The sequence below is a fragment of the Parasegetibacter sp. NRK P23 genome (assembly GCF_023721715.1).
GTDB lineage: Bacteria > Bacteroidota > Bacteroidia > Chitinophagales > Chitinophagaceae > Parasegetibacter.
The window spans coordinates 2,745,526-2,767,829 of sequence record NZ_JAMDLG010000001.1; the positions used below are offsets into that span (position 1 = coordinate 2,745,526).

At 49.7% G+C, this 22,304-nt stretch carries 12 protein-coding genes; 10 read left to right on the plus strand and 2 right to left on the minus strand.

Annotated elements, in window-relative coordinates:
- Nucleotides 1-90: 90 nt before the first annotated feature.
- Nucleotides 91-2,859 carry a S9 family peptidase gene (locus M4J38_RS11295; RefSeq protein ID WP_251759692.1) on the plus strand — a complete coding sequence of 923 codons (2,769 nt, stop codon included), beginning with the start codon at nucleotides 91-93 and terminating at the stop codon, nucleotides 2,857-2,859.
- Between the two features lie 3 nt (nucleotides 2,860-2,862).
- Here M4J38_RS11295 and M4J38_RS11300 read toward each other — a convergent pair whose 3' ends face one another.
- Nucleotides 2,863-5,250, minus strand: a complete 2,388-nt coding sequence (locus M4J38_RS11300; protein WP_251759694.1) for a hypothetical protein — start codon at nucleotides 5,248-5,250, stop codon at nucleotides 2,863-2,865.
- Between the two features lie 298 nt (nucleotides 5,251-5,548).
- Between M4J38_RS11300 and M4J38_RS11305 the strand changes: the two genes are divergently transcribed.
- The 7 genes from M4J38_RS11305 (at nucleotide 5,549) to M4J38_RS11335 (ending at nucleotide 19,069) form a co-directional block, all read left to right on the plus strand.
- On the plus strand, nucleotides 5,549-7,051 hold the full coding sequence (locus M4J38_RS11305; protein ID WP_251759696.1) for a carboxypeptidase M32: 1,503 nt from the start codon (nucleotides 5,549-5,551) through the stop codon (nucleotides 7,049-7,051).
- 12 nt (nucleotides 7,052-7,063) lie between these two features.
- Nucleotides 7,064-7,486: a hypothetical protein gene (locus M4J38_RS11310; RefSeq protein ID WP_251759697.1), complete on the plus strand. Its 423-nt coding sequence runs from the start codon at nucleotides 7,064-7,066 to the stop codon at nucleotides 7,484-7,486.
- A 47-nt stretch (nucleotides 7,487-7,533) separates the two neighbouring features.
- Nucleotides 7,534-12,339, plus strand: a complete 4,806-nt coding sequence (locus tag M4J38_RS11315) for a PKD domain-containing protein (RefSeq protein WP_251759698.1) — start codon at nucleotides 7,534-7,536, stop codon at nucleotides 12,337-12,339.
- A gap of 47 nt (nucleotides 12,340-12,386) precedes the next feature.
- Entirely contained in the window at nucleotides 12,387-16,721 is a 4,335-nt protein-coding gene (locus M4J38_RS11320; protein ID WP_251759700.1) for a PKD domain-containing protein, read from the plus strand.
- An 8-nt stretch (nucleotides 16,722-16,729) separates the two neighbouring features.
- Nucleotides 16,730-17,761 (plus strand): PorP/SprF family type IX secretion system membrane protein, encoded by a 1,032-nt coding sequence (locus M4J38_RS11325; RefSeq protein WP_251759701.1) that lies wholly within the window; start codon nucleotides 16,730-16,732, stop codon nucleotides 17,759-17,761.
- 133 nt (nucleotides 17,762-17,894) lie between these two features.
- On the plus strand, nucleotides 17,895-18,368 hold the full coding sequence (locus M4J38_RS11330) for a redoxin domain-containing protein (protein ID WP_251759703.1): 474 nt from the start codon (nucleotides 17,895-17,897) through the stop codon (nucleotides 18,366-18,368).
- Nucleotides 18,369-18,721: 353 nt separating this feature from the next.
- Entirely contained in the window at nucleotides 18,722-19,069 is a 348-nt protein-coding gene (locus tag M4J38_RS11335) for a T9SS type A sorting domain-containing protein (RefSeq protein ID WP_251759704.1), read from the plus strand.
- Between the two features lie 87 nt (nucleotides 19,070-19,156).
- On the opposite strand, the gene M4J38_RS11340 is transcribed toward M4J38_RS11335, so the two are convergent.
- Nucleotides 19,157-20,329 carry a class I SAM-dependent rRNA methyltransferase gene (locus M4J38_RS11340; protein ID WP_251759706.1) on the minus strand — a complete coding sequence of 391 codons (1,173 nt, stop codon included), beginning with the start codon at nucleotides 20,327-20,329 and terminating at the stop codon, nucleotides 19,157-19,159.
- Nucleotides 20,330-20,458: 129 nt separating this feature from the next.
- Here M4J38_RS11340 and M4J38_RS11345 point away from each other — a divergent pair, with 129 nt between their 5' ends.
- Entirely contained in the window at nucleotides 20,459-21,016 is a 558-nt protein-coding gene (locus M4J38_RS11345; protein WP_251759708.1) for a nucleotide exchange factor GrpE, read from the plus strand.
- 19 nt (nucleotides 21,017-21,035) lie between these two features.
- Nucleotides 21,036-22,196, plus strand: coding sequence for a molecular chaperone DnaJ (gene dnaJ, locus M4J38_RS11350; RefSeq protein ID WP_251759710.1), 1,161 nt, complete (start codon nucleotides 21,036-21,038; stop codon nucleotides 22,194-22,196).
- Nucleotides 22,197-22,304: the final 108 nt, after the last annotated feature.

Sequence of the window (22,304 nt, forward strand, 5' to 3'; positions counted from 1 at the left end):
TTCATCCAAAATTTTGCCACATTGCTGCAATTTAAAATATCTTTCCCGTCAACCAATGATACATCTTTCACTAAAATGCAAAGCAACCGAATGAAAAAATTCTATCGCCTGTTACTGGCAGGTGCACTGCTTGCCGGCATTACCGGCAACGCTCAAACGAAAAAACAGTTAAAGCCCGAAGATTACGGCAAATGGCAAAGCCTGGGCGCCACCGCTATTTCCAACAATGGCGCATGGCTCGCCTGGCAGATGATGGTGCAGAAGGACAATGACAGTCTGTTCCTCGAGAACCTGCTCACCAAAAAGAAATACGCCATCGCTTTCGCTTCAGGACCGGTATTTTCCGGCGACAATCAATGGATCGCTTACAGGGTTGGCGTATCCTACAAAGAATCGGAAAAGCTGGAAGAACAAAAAAAGCCGGTAGAATACAGTACGGGCTACATGAACCTGGTTACAGGCAGGCAGTATTCCATCAAAAATGCGGGCAGGTTTTCATTCAGTGAAAATGGGAAGTTCCTGGCCATTACCCTCGATCCGGCCAAAGGTAACACGGAAAAAGGAAGCATCCTGTTGCTCCGGAACCTGACTGACAGCACCACACGAACCATCGGGAACGTTACGGCATCCGCTTTCAATAAAAAAGGAGATTTCCTCGCTTATGTTATTGAAGGCGCCAACGACGCGGCCAACAGCGTGGAACTTTTTAACCTGAACACTTATGCGCTGAAAGTGCTGGCCAGCGACACCTGCAGGTTCAGCCAGCTGACCTGGCAAAAAAACGGGGATGCACTTTGTTTCATGAAAACCGTTAAATCACCGGACCATGAAGAAGAAACCGGTGTGATCTACACGTATACGAATGTATACAAAACACCTGCACTCACCCTGCTTTCGAACAGCGATCTTGCAGGTCTTCCAAAAGACATGCGTATTGTGCCTACGGCGAATATCGGGTTAAGCGAAGATATTACCAGTGTATTCTTCGGATTGAACAAGTGGACCGAAAAACCCAAAAAGGATACGGCAAAGAAAGCGCCCGCCGCAAAAGATTCCACCAGGAAAGATTCCGCAGCCCTGGTAAAGGCAGCGCCTAAAAAGGATTCCTCGCTGAAAAACCCTTCCGGACTTGATATCTGGCATTGGAAAGATGAAGAAATCCAACCCCGCCAGAAACTCACCTACAACCAGGATAAAAACGCCAACTTCCTCGGTGTTTACAACTTCGATAAAAAGAACTTCATCCAGGTGGCCGACAGTGTTTTTCCCCGTGCATCCATTGGCGGAAAACAAAAGATCGCAGTGGTGATGAACGACACTAAATACAAACCGGCATTCAAAGAAGATTACGCCGATTTTCACCTCGTAGACCTGAAAACCGGTACTCGAAAGTTACTGGGAGAAAAGAAACTTGCCGGATATTACACAGGCTTCAACTCCTCACCTGATGGAAAATACCTCACCTATTTCGCCGATCAGAACTGGTGGGTATACGATGTGCAGCAAAACCAGCACAGGAACCTGAGTGGTGGTATAAAAACTGATTTCTGGAATACCAAAGACGACCATCCCGCTACTAAACCGCCTTTCGGTATGGCAGGCTGGACAAAAGGTGACAAAGACCTGCTGGTGTACGATGAATACAATATCTACGCACTTCAGGCCGATGGCAAAAAAACAAGGAAACTGACCAGCGGCGAAAAAGACGAAATCGTTTTCCGCATAGTGCGCACCGATGCTGAAAATGAATATTTCGATGAAACAAAACCCATCATACTCTCCGCGTATGGCGATAAAACAAAGCGCAGCGGTTTCTACCAACTGAACAAAGGTCAGGTGCAGGAACTCGTATATGCAGATAAAGCCATGGGCAGGCTTACCAAAGCAAAAGACGCTGACGTATACGCCTACCTGCAGCAAACCTTCAGCGAATCACCTTCCGTAGTGGCCGTGAATGGCGACTGGAAGAAATCCACTGTAGTGGCCACGACCAACCCGCAACAGAAAGATTATGCCTGGGGTAAAAGCGAACTGGTGAACTTCACCAATAAGAAAGGTCAGCAACTCCAGGGCGCCCTCTTCTACCCTGCCGATTACCAGCCCGGAAAAAAATATCCGATGGTGGTGTACATCTATGAGATACTGTCCAACACCCTGCATGGCTATACTTCTCCCAACGAGAGAAGCGCATACAATACCACCAACTTCACGACCAACGGTTATTTCATTTTCCGCCCGGATATCGTTTACGACATCAACGAACCCGGTATGTCGGCCGTGAACTGTGTGGTGCCGGCTGTGGAAGAAGTTTTAAAAACAGGCATGATCGATGAAAACAAAGTTGGTTTAATGGGGCACAGCTGGGGGGCTTACCAAACCTCCTTCATCATCACCCAGACGAATCTCTTCAAAGCGGCCATTGCCGGCGCGCCTTTAACGGACCTGATCAGTATGTCGATGAGTATTTACTGGAACAGCGGTGTTCCGGATCAGAAAATATTCGAGACCTCACAAGGCCGTTTCGATGGTCCCTGGTACGACAGGATGGAAGAGCATATCCGCAACTCTCCCATGTTCCAGGCGAAGAACATCAATACACCGCTGATGGTTGCTTTCGGAGACAAGGACGGCGCTGTTGACTGGCACCAGGGCATTGAAATGTACGGCACCCTGCGCAGAATGCAGAAGCCACACATCATGCTGGTATATGCCGACGAAAACCATGGCCTGGCCAAAAAAGAGAACCAGATTGATTACCAGAAAAGGCAATTTGAATTCTTCGACCATTACCTGCTAGGCAAGCCCGCTCCGAAATGGATTGAAGAAGGCGTGAAATACTCGGAAAAAATGAAGAAGTAGGTTCTACTGCACCACTTTCTCCAACCTTAACAACCGCCCTTCGGCGTCTACACCTTCCACCACTATCCGGAAACGGGTGGTCACATCGTTGTTGTAGAACCGGATGGCGGTTTTTCTTTCCTTCGCTCCCACCAAAATATAAGGCTGCCAAAGGATGGTGGAACGAAAATCTCCATAAGGATTGGCTTCGGGATCGAGTTCGTAATCCGGGCTATAGAATTGTTTGAGTTGGTTGTACCCCGCCATCGTTGTTTTCTCCAGTCCGGGAACAGAAGAATTACCATCTCCTCCTCTTTTGGTAAAGATGGCGATCGCACCGTTCGCGCCACCACCTGCTCCGCCGAAGAACGGAGGACGGAATACTTTTACCAGCGCAATGTCTGTAACAGGAATACCTGAAAGCATCTGCGCATCCACCGGCATCTGGTCGAGGAAAAGAGAGGGTGCCCCACCCCGGTAGGAAAGCGACACATTTCCACCCATACCTGAAACCTGTAAACCGGCTACTCTACCCTGCAGGAACTGGAAGATGTCCATCATTCCCATTGGCGGTTCGTTGATAAAATCGAAACTGGTGGCATTATCGGAAGAGAACAAACCCGTTGCGTACTTTTCATCAATCATCTGGAGCGGTGATTTCTTGCGGGCACGAACAATTACTTCATCCAGCACACCTTTCTGGCCATATAACCTGTCGAAAATATTCTTCCTGTTCAAAGCCAGGTTTCGCATGGCGGTATCCTCCAGGAAGTAGGCATTCTTCTCCGCGAGCGGGGGAAGCGCCGTCATAAGAGAAGGCACGGAAGGACTAAGGCGCAACAGCACATCTTTGGCGTCGCCTTTCGATTTGTTCAACTGGTAATAAACATTCACGGTATCAAAGAACACCATGCCGGGCATTTTAAAAGTACCCGTGATATCTGTCATGGCCGTGAGTATCTGTTTGGAAGAATCCTTTCCCGCCATAATGAGCATCAGTTCCTGGTTGGGCAGTGATTTTCTACCGGAGGCGGTGGAAACATCTCCTTTTAACGTGAGGTATTGTTCAGGTTTCACGCGGATCGGTGGATAGAATCCTTTGGCCATCACTTCCCAGTTGTATTTCCGCCATCCCTGTGTGAGGAGCAATAGATCCAAAGCTTTCCTGGTGGAATCGTAGGGCTTCGACAAATACCATCCCGGATTGTACACCCTTCCTTTCAGTTCTCCTGTAAGCTGGAACCTGGTGAGCAGGTTTTCTTCCAACTCAGTTCCAGGTACCCGATCTGCATCGGTGATGGAAAGGGAGAGATTTCCGGCGGCACCTTCGGGCAAATTCAGTTCCCAGACATTGAGTCCTCTGGGTTTAACGGACGTCGTATCATGCTTCAGCGTGAGCAAGGGGAGCGCCGTTGAGTCATCTTTTACAAAACAAATTCTTTCCGCTACCGGCTTCCAGTTGTCGGCGAATACGGTAAGCACCAACACGCCGGTGGGCAAGCCTTTCAGGGGTATGCGGCCACTGATGCCTTCCGACAGTTTTCCGACCTGCGCGATGGCCTTGTACACCAACTGCTGGTTCATATAAGCGGCCACGGTAATATTCGGCATCAGCGTTTTGAACATGGGGGCCGATTGCAACTGGAACAGCAACTGCTGCGAAGTTTGCTGCACCCTTAACGACACAGTGTTGTTGGTGGCGGGAGGAAGCGGGAAACGTTTTGTTTTACCCTCGGCCTCCACAATGGCCGTATACGTTTTCCCTTCCTGGGGCACCATCAGAAAGTTCCCCATTCCATCGTGGACAGATTGAAAGTCGGTGATAGCTTCTTCTGTACCTTCTTCCACCACTTTTCCCTTCACCTGCACGGGCATACCATTTGATCCGCGCACAATGAAAGCCATATTGTTCACCACGCCGGCTACCCAGTTGCCGCCTTCGGGCAACATTTTAAATCCGAAATCGAACTGCACACCTTCAGGCTTTGCATTGCCCGTTTCCACCACCACGATGTTCTTACGGAAAAAAAATGCCGTATCGTTGTTCATCATCCAGGGCGTGTATGCACGAAACTGGTACACGCCAGCTTTCAGATCCTTTAGTGAAAAAAAACCTGCCGCGCTTCCTTCCAGCACGGGCCACAATGTGCGGGCCACCAGTTTTCCTGAAGCATCGGCCAGATCGGCGAGCAAGGTGGTACTCAGTACAGAAGGAATCCCGTTCTGCATGATATAGGCTTTGAACCAGGCCGTATCGTTGGAAACAAAATGTGACTTATCGGTTTGCACGTACACCACTTCTTCCGGGTAATCCCTGCTCAGCCGGTTCAGCATGGAATCAATATCCTGGGCGCCGGCAACAAGGGAAACACATACACACAGCAATGCCAGTAAGCTTTTTCGTAAGGTCATCTGTTCATCTTTTAGATATGGAAAGTTATAACAAGTTCAGGGAATTCTTATTCAAGATCAACAAAAAGGGTTAAAACACGGTATTGCTTATCATGATGACAACCTATTGCTTAAATTGCCCGTCATTCCCGGTGTGTGTCGCGACCTCTGAAAGCTATTCATCCTTTTGCTGTCGGCTCTTACATTGTAGTAAGATGGTGGTCGGTCAGCGCCGGGCGATCTGTTTTACAGTCGCCCGTTTTTTATTTTGCGCTGGAATTAGCGTTAAACAACCGAAATTCGCCGCAAACTTTCACAAATGTCCCCATCCGAAACTTACAGCAGCCTTGTTCAGAAAATGCAGGAAGTAGCCGACCTCCGTTATGCCTCCGCCGTTTTACAATGGGACCAGGAAACCTATATGCCACCAGCAGGCGCCGCCACCAGGGCCAGGCAGGTAGCCACACTCACGGAACTGGCGCATGCTAAATTCGTTTCTCCTGAAATACATGACCTGCTGGAAGAACTGGGAGAAGGGCATGGCCTTGAAGCGGACCAGCAACACAACCTCCGTCTGATCAGAGAAGATGTAACCAAGAGCCGTAAACTCCCCGGGAGTTTTGTGCGCCAGATGAGTGAAACCATCTCTAAAAGCTTTAACCAGTGGATGAGCGCGCGTAAAGAAAACAACTTCTCGCTTTTCGCGGCTCCATTGGCGGAAGTGGTGGAACTCAAAAAACAGGAAGCTGACCTCCTCGGCTACGAAGGCCACCGTTATAATGCTTTGCTGAACGATTATGAAAAAGGCGCTACCGTTACTATGCTTGACGCCGCTTTCCATCAATTAAAACAACCGCTGCGGGAACTGATAGCACGCATCGGCAGCGCGCCGCAGGTGGACAATGGGTTTCTGCATAAAAATTATCCCAAACAGGAACAGTGGGATTATGGCATGAACCTTTTGAAAGAAATGAACTACGACCTGGAAGCTGGCCGGCAGGATATCGCGGAACATCCCTTCAGCATCAATTTCTCTGCAAGAGATGTGCGCATCACCACACGCGTGGATGAGCACGACCTTGGCAATATGGTATGGAGCACCATTCATGAACTGGGCCACGCCCTTTATGAACAGGGGCTGCCGGAAGACCAGTATGGACTGCCCCTGGGAGAAGCGGCTTCACTCAGTATCCATGAATCCCAGTCGAGGATGTGGGAGAACAACGTTGCCCGGGGCCTCAGCTTCTGGAAACACCAGTACCCCCGTTTGCAACAAGCTTTTCCCCAACAACTGGCGGGCGTTGATCTTCCCCATTTCTACAAAGGCATCAACCAGGTGAAACCCTCTTTTATCAGAACGGAAGCCGATGAACTCACCTACCATTTTCATGTGATGATCCGGTACGAACTTGAAAAGGAATTGATTGGCGGTAACCTTGCGGTGAAAGACATTCCGGCCTTCTGGAACGAACAATATAAGAACTGGCTCGGCGTTATAGTGGAGAACGACCGTAACGGCTGTTTACAGGATGTGCACTGGAGCCATGGCAGCTTCGGATACTTTCCTACTTACAGTCTCGGAAGTTTGTATGCCGCACAGTTCTATAAAAAAGCCACGCAAGACATTCCGCAACTGGAAGCAAACCTGGCACAGGGGAATACACTTCCGTTACTGGAATGGCTGAGAACAAACATTCACAGGCACGGCAGGAAATACACCAGCAATGAGCTTTGTACGCTGGTTACGGGAGAGCCTTTGAACAGCGCGCATTTCATGGAATATGTGACCGGTAAATATGCATCCATATACCTATTGACCTAACCCGTTTTGCCTATGCGCAAATTCTTTACCCCACAAGTGGCACTTGCCGCGCTTATTATCTGCATCATTCATTCCCACTGCGTTAAAAAGAAAGTGGAAGCAAAGGTGAACGACATTGTGGTAAAAGCCATGATTTCAGGCAAATGGTACATCGTGCGTTTCGAAGAGCAGGGCGCGGAAACAACCGGCAGCTATGCGCCGTACGAGTTCAAATTTAATGAAGACGGTTCCGTGCAGGGCATTGCCGGAGGTGAAACCATTGAAGGTACCTGGGAAGGAGATTTCCTGAACAAAAAAATCGCCGCCAGTTTCCCGGACGGATCGGTTCCGCTGGAGAACATCACGGGCGAATGGAAGATCACCGATAACAACTGGACCAATGTGCACGCGGCAGCCGGAAATCCCGACCGCAAAATGCACCTTAAAAAGAAATAACCGGGCATTTTGAAGTAACTTGAACCCGAACTCCACCCGCCCGCAGCATGAAACACGTGCTAACCGCACTTCTATTTTTTCTGCCCGGTATGTTGTTGGCCCAACTGAAAGCCGATTTCAGCGCCAACATCACATCGGGATGTAATCCTATTGTGGTAGAGTTCACCAATCAATCTACGGGAGCGGTCAGCTACCTGTGGAACCTCGGGAACAATACGGTTACCACACAACAAAATCCGAAAGTAAGTTATACCGATACCGGCTGGATCACGGTAAAACTGGTCATCACGGCCGCCAACGGCCAGAAGGACTCTATCGTCAAGAACCAGTACATCCGCGTGAACGCTTCGCCGAAGGTGAATTTCACCGCATCGGCCACCACCGGCTGCTTTCCTTTGCGCGCGCAATTTTTCGATGCCAGTACACCAGAAGCCGGCACCATCAGCACCTGGCTCTGGGACTTTGGAGATGGCACCACCTCCGATCAAAAGAACCCCGAACATGTGTACACCAGGGCGGGGAATTTTAATGTAACGCTCCAGGTCACCAACAGTGAAGGTTGCAAGAGCACTTTTTCAAAACCGAATTATATCCGTCTTTCCGACGGTGTAAAGGCCGACTTCACCTTTAGCGCACCCAGCAGTTGTAAGCCGCCAACCGCCATTCAGTTTACCAACACATCATCCGGAACAGGCAGCAGAACATACACCTGGCATTTTGGTGACGGCAATACCAGCACCGGAATGAACCCGGCCTACTCCTATACAAAAGCGGGTACTTATACCGTAATGCTGGTGGCCCTGAACGACAAAGGATGCAGGGATACCATGAAGCAGGAGAACGCCATTACCATTGGTACAGTGAAAGCCGATTTCAGCATGGCCGCTACCGCCTGTCAACGCAACCTGGTTCAATTCAGCAACACATCTTCTCCCGCACCATACAGCGCGTTCTGGGAGTTCAGCGATGGCGGAACGGCTTATGGCCTGAATGCATCGCACCGCTTTGCCAATGCAGGAAAACATACCGTTAAGCTCACCAGCTACTTCGGCGCCTGCCAGGATGTGGTAACCAAAGAAATCGAGGTACTGCCCACGCCGCGCCCGGATTTCAGTACAAGCGACTCCTCCGCCTGTTCCGTACCATTCCCCGTTACGTTCAACAACCTGAGTTCCGGCAATCCCGCCAGCTACTTCTGGCGTTTCGATGATGGCGGTACAAGTACGTCGGCAAATCCGAACCACACGTACAATACTACCGGATACTTCAGTCCAACACTCGTAGTGGTTGGGGCAAACGGCTGCCGGGATTCCGTTGAAAAAAGATACCTGATACAGATTGTTCGTCCCAATATTGGCTTCTACAACGCTTACGCGGAAGGATGCGCTCCACTTACTTATCGCCCCATCCCTTATGTAATGAACACTTCGGAAACCGTTGTTAAATACGAATGGTATTTCGGAGACGGGGGCTATTCTTCCCAGCAAACCCCGAACTACACCTATACCACAGCGGGCGTATACAATGTAAAACTTGTGATCACCACTGCAGGCGGATGTAAGGACTCCGTTACATACGCGGCCACCGTGAGAGTAGGCGGCAAAAGCGGGAGAGATTTTTCGGCCACGCCACTGAACGGCTGCGCAAACGATCCGGTAATTTTTACACAAACGGGGAACGGCAGTAATTCGGACCTCTGGCTATTCGGAGATGGCGCTTCCGTATCCGGCGTTGGCGCCACGCACCAATACAGTGACACCGGAAAATTCACCGTAAAGCTGGTTACTTACAACAACGGTTGCAGGGATACCATCACGAAAGAAAATTACATCTTCATCAAACCGCCCATCGCCAGGTTCTTTACCAATGCTGTAAACTGCAATGCGCCATTTGACAGAAGCTTTACCGATCAATCGATAGAACCGCTCACCTGGAACTGGGATTTCGGAGACAATACCAGTTCCACTTCCCCGTCGCCTGCTCATACATATGCGAAGAACGGCGTGTACAATGTAACCCTCACCGTTACCAACGGCGGATGCACCAACCGGTACACACAGACTGTCTCGATAGAAGTGTTTACGCCCGACCTTTCCATCGCCACAGCGGAAGCCTGTAAAAATACTATGGTGGTGTATACGCCATCAGGCGTAAGCACCATTACCAGTGCGCCGTATGTTTACTGGGAATTTACCAATGTGGGTAAAGGTTACACATATTACTCCGCGTCCTTCAGCAACACCCCGTTAAATATGGCTTTACCTGAAGCGGGGAAATACAATATTACGATGCGCGTTACAAACCAATATGGTTGTACTTACACGGTAAACAAACCACAGGCAGTTGAAATATTCGGGCCCACGGCCAGATTCACCCCTTCCAAATACCGGCCCTGCCTTAACGAGACATTCACCCTAAACGATCAGTCCTTTTCAGATGGGAAAAACCCTGTCACCCAATGGATCTGGCAATATGATCCCACTGATGCGGACACGCTCGCCGCGCCTCCCTTTCAACACGCTTACAGTTCGGGCGGCGCCAAATTCCCCATGCTCACGGTAACGGACAGTCGCGGATGCAAACACAGTGAATCAGGCGCCTACATGTTCGTACCCACTCCGAAAGCATCTTTCTTCGCCTCCGCGACGGAAAGCTGCGACAACAAACCTATCCGGTTTACCAACAACTCTTCCGCGGACCTCCCTACTTACAGTTGGGATTTCGGCAATGGATCAACCTCGAACGCCTACGAACCCACCACACAATACGAAGGTGATGGTATCTATACCGTGCGTCTCGCCATCAGGGATTATTATGGTTGCACCGATACATTGGTTCAGGAAAAATCGGTCACCATCGCCAATCCGGTAGCGGCTTTCACGATCAGCGACAGCGTCAGCACCTGCCCACCGCTGCTCGTCAATTTTACGAATACCTCTTCCAACTTCACTTCCATGATATGGGATTTTGGCGATAACAGTCCGCTGAGCCCGCTTCCCGCCCCCGCGCATTTTTACAATACCCCGGATTCCTTCCTGGCGAAGATTTACATCAATTCTATTGGCGGCTGCGCCGATACGGCCACGAGGGCCATCGTGGTAAGAGGTCCGCGTGGCACCATGCAGTACAACGGCATTACGGGTTGCGTGCCCGTAAAACTGAACCTGGAGGCGGTCACCAACGATAAAGTGAGTTTTATATGGGATTACAATGATGGTATAACAGAGAATACAACGGCCAAAACCACGGAACACATTTATGAACTGGCGGGAACATACTTTCCGAAACTGATATTGGTGGACGCAGATGGCTGCAAGATTCCCATTGAAGGAACCGATGCGGTGGAAGTGAAAGGTGTGAAAGCTAATTTCGGCATGTCGGACACCACCTTTTGTGACATTGGCACAGTTCAGCTTTATGATTCCAGCAAAGGGAACGACCTGGTCACAAAATACACCTGGCGGCTGGGCGAGGGCACCTCTAAAAACGGTCAGAACGTTTCGCATACTTACACACAAACCGGCAGGTATCCCGTAAAACTGGTAATTGAAACGGCTACCGGATGCAGTGATTCACTTGAAACTACTGCGCCGGTAGTGGTGGCACCGAGTCCGGAGATTAGTTTTTCGGGAATGATGGAGGCCTGTGAACCAGCCCTGCTGCAGTTTACCGGGAACATCCTCCGGAACGACACCTCCACGCTCACCTGGAAATGGGCGTTTGGAAACGGGCAGGAAGCCACCGGCATCAGTTCCGGTCCGGTACATTACGCCACGGCCAACAATTACCTGGTAATACTCACGGCCAGCACCGGATTTGGCTGTTCACACAGTTATTCAACGAACGCGGTGGTGCATCCTACTCCTCCCATTAATGCGGGCACCAATTCAGTGATCTGCCTGGGAGAAAATTTCACCCTTCAACCCACCGGCGGCGCCAGATATGTATGGACCCCGCACCCAGACCTTCCCTGTACTGATTGTGATGCACCAACCGTTGCACCCATTTCGGACCGGAAATATTTCGTAACAGGCTATAGCAGCTTCGGTTGCAGTGCCACCGATTCCATAGAACTCAGGGTAAAACAACCTTTCACCATCAGCTTCAGTTCGGCCGACACACTTTGTGCCGGAGCATCCGTAAGGCTTTTCGCCAGTGGCGCGGAACTTTATTCCTGGACGCCGGCCACTTCCATCAGCAATACCTCCACCCCGAATCCTACCGTAAATCCATCGGTTACCACCACGTACCAGGTAATTGGAAGGGACGACAACAATTGTTTTACAGATACAGGAAACGTAACGGTTACCGTGTACCCCATTCCTGTTGTACTGGCCGGTACAGACATCACCATACCTGTTGGCTCCGGCGCAAACATCAGCGCTTCCTTTTCGGCTGATGTCACCAATATCCGATGGGTGCCGGCCACAGGACTGAGTTGCGCTGATTGCCCCGCTCCATTCGCCAGCCCGAAAAACACCACCACTTACCGGGTTACAGGCAGCAACCCCGGCGCCTGTGCCACCAGTGATGAAGTTACCGTACATGTGGTGTGTAACGATGGAAACCTGTTTTTGCCCAATACCTTCTCTCCCAACGGCGATAACATGAACGATATCCTCTATCCACGGGGAAAGGGCATTTACGGCATCCGTTCCTTCCGGATATATGACCGCTGGGGACAGCAGATTTTTGAGCAGCGAAATTTTTTAGCCAACGAACCCAACAAAGGCTGGAACGGGACGTTTAAGGGTAAATTACTTGATCCGAACGTATTCGTTTATACACTGGAAGTAGTTTGCGAAAACAACCAGGTGCTTCTTTTTAAAGGAAATATCACCCTGGTGCGTTAAACGGAATAGTTTTTGCACAGTGCTTCCTGCTACCAAACAAACCACTATTGTACCCGCTTCATTATACCCGGCTGCTGCTCACCCTGTTCGTATGCCTGGCCTTTAAGGCCGCTGGCGCGCAGGTGCCCGTAGCACAGTTTACCGCCAACGTTACCCAGGGCTGCGCACCGTTATCAGTAAGATTTACGGATCAATCCACAGGATCACCACAATTCTGGAACTGGGATTTCGGAAACGGGCAATTGTCCAATCTCCAGAACCCCACCGTTAATTTTTCGACACCCGGAACCTATACGGTAACGCTGGTGGTACGCAACCAGGATGGCGTGGATGGGGAAACGAAAACAGGCTATATCACTGTTAATCCTTCGCCTGTCGCCGCATTTGAGGCCAACCTTACGGAGGGCTGTCTTGGCAGCACCATCAGGTTTACCGACCGCTCCACCGATGCCGGAGGTACCATAACGGCCTGGAGCTGGGATTTCGGCGACGGAACCACCTCCACCCAACGCAATCCCAGTAAACAATACACCGCGAACGGCTTTTACACGGTAACCCTTACCGTAACCAGCAGCACCGGCTGCCGGAGAACCGTATCACGCGGAAGATATATTCGCATCCTTTCAGGTATAACAAACGCGTTCAGACACGCACAGGATAGTGTTTGCCGTGCTCCCTTCCCCGTGCGCTTCACCAATGAGAGCGCAGGCCCGGGCACCCTTTCTTACAACTGGAATTTCGGCAACGGAACAACCAGTACCGACAAGGACCCCACCGCCAATTTTTCAGCGCCGGGCACTTATAATATTACGCTTGTAACCACCAGTGCTTTAGGCTGTAGTGAAACATTAACCCGTTCCATCACCGTCACTGGCGCCAACCCGGCTATTTCCGCAGGCACCGTTGCCTGTATCGAAACACCATTTCCCTTTACCAACAACAGCAGCCCTGCCCCGGTTTCAAGCACCTGGGATTTTGGAGACGGTAATACCTCAACCGCAACATCTCCCAGTCATACCTACAATACAGCCGGAACTTACCAGGTAAAACTTGTTACAGACTTTGGCTTCTGCAAAGATTCAGTTACGCGTGCGCTGACCGTGACGCCCCGTCCCGCGGTTAACTTCTCCGCTTCGGGCAGAACTGGCTGTGCAGCGCCGCTCACCACCAATTTCACGGCAAACGCACCAGGCGCGGTTTCCTGGAACTGGGATTTCGGAGATGGCAACAGCTCCAACCTCGCCAACCCATCGCATACTTACAGCACGGCAGGCAATTATAATGTTAGCCTCACCATCACCAACGCTAATGGTTGCACTAATACAATCAGGCAAGACAACTATATTCGGATTCGTCAACCCCAGATAAATACAGCTAGTTTGCAAGGAGCGGGATGCGCCCCCTATACTTACACCCCCACGCCCGTTGTGAACACGGTTGTTCCCGTCACATCCTGGCTTTGGGACTTTGGAGACGGCACCACCAGCAATGTGCAAAACCCCACCCATGTTTACACGAATACCGGCAATTACACCGTTATACTTACCGTTAGCGGGCCAGGATGCAATACTACCGTTACCGCGACCAATGCTGTGCGCGTAGGCAGTTCGCCAGGCACGGCTTTCACCAGCTCGGCTACCCAAAGCTGTGTAGGTTCCGGCATTCAATTCACCAATACCTCCGCTCAAAGTGACGCCTGGGAATGGGACTTCGGAGATGGCAATACATCCACGGAGGAAAATCCCGCTCATTCTTACGCGGAACCAGGAACTTATACCATCCGGTTTGTTGCCATCAACAATGGTTGCAGGCAGGAGATCACCAATACAAATTATATTACGGTATTACCACCATTAGCAAGGTTTGATTTTGCAGTGCAATGCCCTGATTTCAGGGAAGTGGTATTTACGAACAACTCCCTCATTGATAATACACAAACAGTCTCCTACCTCTGGGAGTTTGGTGATGCTACGGCCTCCACTTCCACTAATCCAAATCCATCCTTCATTTTCCCGGCTGTTGGTTCTTATAATGTGGCCCTCACAGTAACAAACGGCACCTGTTCCCACCGGATTCAACGTGAAGTGATCATTACCTCACAATCCGCTGATGTTTCCGTTTCCAACAACAACGCCTGTAAACATGAACGTATTACCGTGAGCGCCATCAACAGCGACCCGACACTGATACGCTCCTACGAATGGCGCATCAACGGAGGTACGCCTTTCGCCGGAGGCAGAAGTTTTGATACAAGTTTCGCGAATAATGGCAACTATACGATCAGCCTTACCATTACAGATATCAACGGGTGCGTTACCAGTCTCGGCACTCCGGTTTCCATTGCAGTAACGGGCCCGGTACCCGGACTCAGCGCCAGCAATACAGGCGCCTGCGTTAACGGCGACATCACACTGAACAGCACCGCCACCTCTTCCAATGGCATCAGCCGGTACAGGTGGGATTTTGGCGATGGAAACATTATTGACAACAGCACCGCATCTGTTGTACACCGCTATGCCAATTCCGGCAACTATCTTCCCTCCCTCACGATAGCGGACACACGTGGCTGTACCGATACCGCTTTCATTCCCGTAGCCCTTCAGATTACCAGTCCGAAGGCGGGATTTGACATTTCTGATACATTGTTTTGTCCAACGCTTCCCGTTCAGTTCACCGATACATCTTCCGGGTACAACCTCAGCTACCGTTGGGATTTCGGGAATGGCAATACATCCGCCGAACAAAATCCAACTCAGGAATTCAGAGGCGGAGACACCACTTACACCATCTTCCTTGAAGTGACCGACGGTTATGGCTGCGTGGATTCCATCCGGAAAGAAAACCTGATACGCATTGTTAATCCCGTAGCCGCATTCATGGTTTCAGACAGTCTTTTCCTGTGCGCGCCCGCTGAAGTGCAGTTTACCAATCAAAGCGCGGGATATGAAGCGCTGCTTTGGGATTTCAACAACGACAATACTTCCACGCTGGAGAACCCGAACCAGTTCTTCAACAACATTGGAGTATATAACGTGAAGTTGTATGCGTATGGCTTCGGCGGATGTGTGGATTCCGCGGTACAGGCCATCCGTTTCCCTGATCCCGGCACCACTGTTATGAATTATTCTCCCATAACCGCATGCAATGAAATCACCACGAATTTTACTATTTCACCCATAGAAGGATTGTCATACAATTTCTTATTCGGCGATGGACAGGATACTACCGGTGCTACTTCTTTTTCGCACCGTTACGGCTCTCCCGGCACCTATGCGCCCCGTATCACCTATACGGACAGAATGGGCTGCATCGCCAGCGTAGGCGGACCATCCACGATCCGCGTGAGCGGCGCTATCGTTGCTTTCGCGAAGGATCGAAAAGAATTCTGCGACAACGGTGCGGTAAGCTTCACCAATTATACCATCCCGCTTGCGGCAGATCCGATCAATTCCATCAACTGGAACTTCGGAGATGGCGGTACCAGTACGGACCAAAATCCTAATTATCAATTCAACCATCCCGGCACGTTCCCCGTTACGCTGAACGTGTCTACACAGGCAGGATGTACCAGTACTTTCAGCGATACCATCCGTGTTTACCGCACGCCTTCGCCCATCATCAATACATTACCGGGGATATGTGTGTTTGATACATTAGATATCAATGGATCACTCGCTTTCGCAGATACTTCCATCACCTGGAGATGGAGCATTGGCAATGGCATGAACTTAACGGGACCTGAACACCGCGTTGTGTTCAATTCACCAGGAACCATCACGGCAAATCTTAGTGCCGCCAACCTGTTGAATTGTACGGGCAGCACCAGCGCTACCATTGAAGTATATCCCTTGCCCGAAATCCAGGTACCCACAAATATTACCGTTCCTTCCGGCGGCTCGGCGCCACTGCAACTTTCTTACAGCCAGGAGGTCACCTCCTGGACCTGGACGCCGTCTACGGCGCTGAGTTGCACCAACTGCGCCCAACCAATCGCCAATCCGCAGTTCAATACCGTGTACACTGTTGCGGTGGTAGACCAGAACGGTTGCCGCAATACGGCTGAGGTGCCCGTTACCGTTATATGCAATACCTTGAATTTCTTTATTCCCAATACTTTCAGTCCGAATAAAGATGGCATGAACGATGTATTTTATCCCAGGGGAAAAGGTATTGAACGCATCGCTTCCATGCGCGTATTCAACCGCTGGGGACAAATCATGTTCGAAAAGAGGAACTTCGGGGCCAACGATCCGGCAATGGGCTGGGACGGCAATTTCCAGGGAAAACCCGCATCAAGCGACACTTATGTGTACGTAGTTGAACTCATTTGTGAAAACGCCACTATAATTCCTTATAAAGGAAACGTAACTTTAATCCGGTAATCAAAGATATGAGACCAGCATTGCTGAAATACCTGTTCATCTTATTACTTCTCCGGGGAGGTATTTCGTATGCGCAAGACATCCATTTTTCACAGTTCTTCGAAGCGCCATTACTCCGGAACCCTTCATTGGCCGGTATCTTCAATGGCGATATCAGGGTGCAGGGCGTTTACCGCGACCAGTGGAACAGCTTCACCAACGCGTACCGCAGCGGTTCTTTCAACATGGAATACAAACAACCAATCGGCAGGCAGGACGATTTTATTACGATGGGCCTCCAAACCGTGTACGATAAGGCAGGCAGTGTGGCACTCACTACCACCCAGATTCTTCCCGCGCTGAATTACCATAAATCACTGAACAGCGACAGGAACATGTACCTCTCGCTGGGATTCATGGGCGGGCTCGTGCAGAAAAGACTGGACCGTTCCCGCGTTACAACGAATAACCAGTACGATGGAAACGGCTACAACCCTTCCCTCCCCGACGGAGAATATTTCACGGATTTCAAACAAAATTACTGGGATGGAAGTGTGGGCATGAGTTTTAACTCGAACCTCAGTTCGAATGAGGACAACACTTTTTTTATAGGTGCCGCTTACCACCACTTTAACCGCCCGCTCAACTCGTTCTACAAGGATCCTACCATTGGGCTGGAACCGAAATGGGTGTTCAGTTCTGGCGTGAAACTTGCCATCAACGAATACTCCTTTTTCAACCTTCAGGGCGATTATTCCCAGCAGGCTGGCAGCCAGGAAGTGGTTGCCGGTGCATTATACGGGCATAAGCTGGGAGATTTTCCTGACGATCCGCAATACATCATCTATGCCGGTGCGTTCCTGCGCTGGCGCGACGCCCTGATACCGGTGGTGAAGATCGATTTCAGGCCAATGTCCGTAGCCATCAGCTATGATGTGAACGTTTCACAACTCAAAACCGCCAGCATGGGCAGGGGCGGCGTGGAGCTTTCCGTTTCCTATATGGGCTTCCTGGACAGGTTCAATACGACCAGAGACGCCGTGCGCTGCCCGAGGTTCTAACGGGTATCCGTTAAAATACCGTCCTTAAAATGGTGATTTCACCGAATTATCCTCAACAAACATGCTTTACCTTTGTTGGAGTAGACCGCTGCCATCTGGCACCGGATTAGTTTATTCAAAAATATAATCAAATATGGCAATTCAGACAGGACAACCAGCACCGGCGATCAGTTTGTACGATACGGATAAAAACAAAGTAAACCTTGCCGACCTGAAAGGAAACAATGTAGTGATCGTTTTCTTCCCGCTCGCATTTACAAGCGTTTGCACCGCCGAATTGTGCAGTATCCGTGACAGTATCTCCACCTATAATTCCGCGGACGCTAAGGTATTGGGCATATCAGTGGATTCCGTATTCACACTGGGCAAATTCAAGGAAGAACAGCAACTCAACTTCCCTTTGCTCAGCGACTTTAACAAAGAAGCATCCAAAGCATTCGACGTATTGTATGAAACCTTCCCGGCATTTGAAATGGCTGGTGTAAGTAAGAGAGCCGCTTTTGTGATCGATAAAGAAGGTGTGATCAGGTATGCTGAGGTTTGTCCAACGCCTGGCGACCTTCCTGATTTTAATGCGATCCAGGAAACGCTTGCGAAACTGAACTAACAATAAAACCTTGGCGGTAATATAATTTATGGCGCATAGTTTTGATATTTATCCATGGAATGCGCTATTTGTAAACCCTGCGGAGCTCATAAAGTGATCCCGCAGGGTTTATTGGCCACTAGGATTATAGCAGCTTTCGATGTAATTTATCATTCTTGAGCACATGATGCCCAGACCTGGAATAAAGCTGGAATAAAGAACATTACACCTGCACAAGGAATGAGCAATACCCAAATCCGGCATGAAGCGGTAAGTATATTATTGTATCCTGCCGGTATTTTCGCTTTTTTTTAAGGGTTTCTGTTTGTAAATTTGAAAGAACGTATTATTTTGGCAACACATCCGAACCATATTTGAAGAAATTCTACTTTATATTATCGCTTTTACTGGTTTTCACAACACAGAGTTTTTCCCAGGAGAAAAAATCAGGCACCGGGCACGATGAGGCACCGTCTAAGATGGTACGCTTCTACCCTAACCCCGCCACTTCTGATATTAATTTCGATTTCACCAAAGGATACGACAACTCCTACACTTTCCAGATTTACAATATGATGGGCAAAAAAGTGCATGAAATCAGTAAGGTTACGCCGCGTAACAACGTGAACCTCAACAATTTCTTCCGTGGGATTTACATTTTCCAATTGAAAGATAAAAACGGAAGGGTCCTGGAAAGCGGGAAATTTCAGGTGGCGAAATAATGGAAATGACGAATGTTGGATATCGAAAGATGAATGATAGACATTCCTTCAAAAAATTCAACATCCAATATTCAACCTCCAAAATTCCTACCGCACTTCTACAATCAAAAACTTCAGGTAATTCGTATTCTCCATGCCCCAGATGATTGGGTGATCAGAGGCCTGCGCCTGGAAAGTGACCTGCCTTAGTTTCTTACGGGCATCTTTGGCGGCCATTTCGATGGTTTGGAGAAAGAGGTCGGGTTGCACCAGGTTGGTACAGGAAGCCGTAACGAGGAAACCACCAGGTTTTACCAGTTTCATGCCCCGCAGGTTAATTTCCTTGTAACCGGTGATGGCTTTTTGAATATTTTCCCGGCTCTTGGTGAACGCAGGCGGATCGAGCATCACCACATCGTACTGGCGACCTTCTTTTGCCCAGAGTTTCAACACATCGAAGGCGTTTACTGCATCAAACTTACACACATCCTGCAGGTTGTTCAGTTCCGCATTCTTCCGGGCCTGCGCCACCGCATTTTCAGAAATATCCAGTCCCAGAACAGATTTTGCGCCGTAATGGGCGGCATGAAGGGAAAAGGTTCCGGTATAGCAGAACGCTTCCAGCACATCTGCATCCCTGACAATATTTCGGATGGCGCGGCGGTTGTCCTGCTGATCCAGGAAGTAGCCGGTTTTCTGTCCGTTGAGAATATCGACATGGAATTTGAGCCCGTTTTCGTTGATCACGATATTCGTATCGAACTCTGGGGAAAGAAAACCCTTCTGCTGCGGCATTCCTTCCAGTTCGCGCACCGGCACGTCGTTTCTTTCAAAAATACCCTTGGGGGAGAAAATCCGGTTCAATGCCGAGACGATGGCCGGTTTCCAGAGGTCCATTCCCAGGGAAAGGGTCTGGATCACAAAATAATCGTTGAATTTATCGACAATAAGGGCCGGGAGGAAATCCGCTTCCCCGAAAACCAGGCGACAATTCTCCTCATAGCCCAGTTTTTTCTTGTAGTTCCAGCAATCGAGCAATCTGTTGTAGAAAAACGCCTCGTTGATCTCTTCTTTGGGATCACGGGTTAAAAGTCTTGCCACAATCTGACTCTGCGGGTTGGCATACCCTCTTCCCACAAATTTTTTATCGTGAAAATATACTTCAACCGTTGCGCCGGGTTCAATATCTCCGTCTACTTCATTTACTTCATTGGCGAATATCCAGGGGTGCCCGTTAGCGATCCGGGTAGTGATCTTTCTTTTGAGAAACAGTTTTGTCATGCCGCGAAGATACAGATACCCCGCCAATTTGTCTTTCCTTCTCCCATTGGCAAAACTTTTGACAGTTGTACCTTTGCAAGAATTTTCAGGCCAGGCCTGAACGAACACCTGCTATAATCTGGAAGAAATATGGAAGAAAAACAACAAGAGAACCACGTTCCTGACACTGAAATGGACATTAACGCGGATGCCGATGTAAGCGGAACGGCCCACCTGACCGAACCTGTTGCCGAAGGCAGTGAACTGGAAAAGCTGAAAGCCGAAGTAGAAGAATTGAAAGACAAATACCTGCGCCAGGCAGCGGAGTTTGATAATTTCAGGAGAAGGACCGCTAAAGAAAGGATTGAGCTGATGCAGACCGCCGGCAAGGAAGTGATCTCCGAAATGCTGGAAGTGCTGGACGATTGCGACCGTGCCCAACAGCAGTTCGCCAGCCAGCAGGACGCGGAATCCCTGAAACAGGGCATCGGCCTTATTTTTACCAAACTAAGGAACAAACTGACCGCCAAAGGACTGAAACCCATGGAAACAAAAGGTACCGACTTCGATGCTGACAAGCACGAAGCCATTACCGAAATACCCGCCCCCACCCCCGAGATGCAGGGAAAAGTGATTGATGAAGTGGAAAAAGGTTATTACCTGAACGACAAGATCATCCGCTTTGCCAAAGTGGTGGTTGGAAAATAATTAAAGCTGAAAAAACTGTATGGCAAAGAGAGATTACTACGAAGTACTCGGTGTATCTAAAGGCGCCTCCGCGGATGAGATCAAAAAGGCATACCGCAAGGTAGCCATGCAATACCACCCCGACCGGAACCCAGGTGATAAAGAGGCCGAAGAAAAATTCAAAGAGGCCGCGGAAGCCTATGAAGTATTGAGCGACAACGATAAGAAAGCGCAATACGACCGCTTCGGCCATGCCGGCATGAGCGGAAACGGACGCGGTGGCTTCAGTGGTGGACACGGCATGAACATGGACGACATCTTCAGTCAGTTCGGCGACATCTTCGGCGAAGACATGTTCGGCAGTTTCTTTGGTGGAGGCGGCGGAGGAAGAAGAAGTCGTGGCACCGGCACCCGCGGCAGTAATCTCCGGATCAAACTTAAACTCACTTACGAAGAGATCGCGAAAGGGGTCACCAAGAACATCAAAGTTAAAAAATACGTTTTCTGTACCACCTGCGGTGGCAGCGGCGCCAAAGACAAAAGCAGTGTGCAAACCTGCAATACCTGCGGCGGTAGTGGCCAGGTGCGTAAAGTAACCAGCACTTTCCTCGGCCAGATGCAAACCGTAACTACCTGCCCTACCTGTAACGGTGAAGGCACCAGCATCACCGCCAAATGCGGCAGCTGTAAAGGGGAAGGAAGAGTGTACGGAGAAGAAACCGTTAGCATCGATATCCCCGCCGGCGTTCAGGAAGGCATGCAACTGAGCATGAGCGGCAAAGGCAACGCAGGCGAAAGAGGCGGCGCACCCGGCGACCTCATCATCCTCATCGAAGAGGAAACACATAAAGACCTGCAACGCGATGGGCTCAATGTGGCCTGTGAATTATATATATCCTTCCCTGAAGCGGTTTTCGGCACACAGGTGGAAGTTCCCACCATCGATGGCAGGGCAAAAATCAAAATACCCGCGGGAACACAAAGCGGAAAAATATTCCGGCTCAAAGGAAAAGGGTTCCCCGCAGTGAACTCCTACGAAAAAGGAGACCAGCTCATTCACGTGAATGTGTGGACGCCACAAAATGTTTCGGCTGAAGAAAAAGCGGCTATCGAGAAGATGAGTGCATCACCTAATTTTCAGCCTAAGCCGGACAAATCGGAGAAGACTTTCTTTGATAAGGTGAAGGAGATGTTTTCGTAATGTTTTCACAGAGAGATTTTCACGCAATTGCTTTGTGCTGCGCACTGCGCAACGCAAGGAAGCAAGGACGCAAAGTGTTAATTAGATGGGAAAAGTTTCTATTGCGCA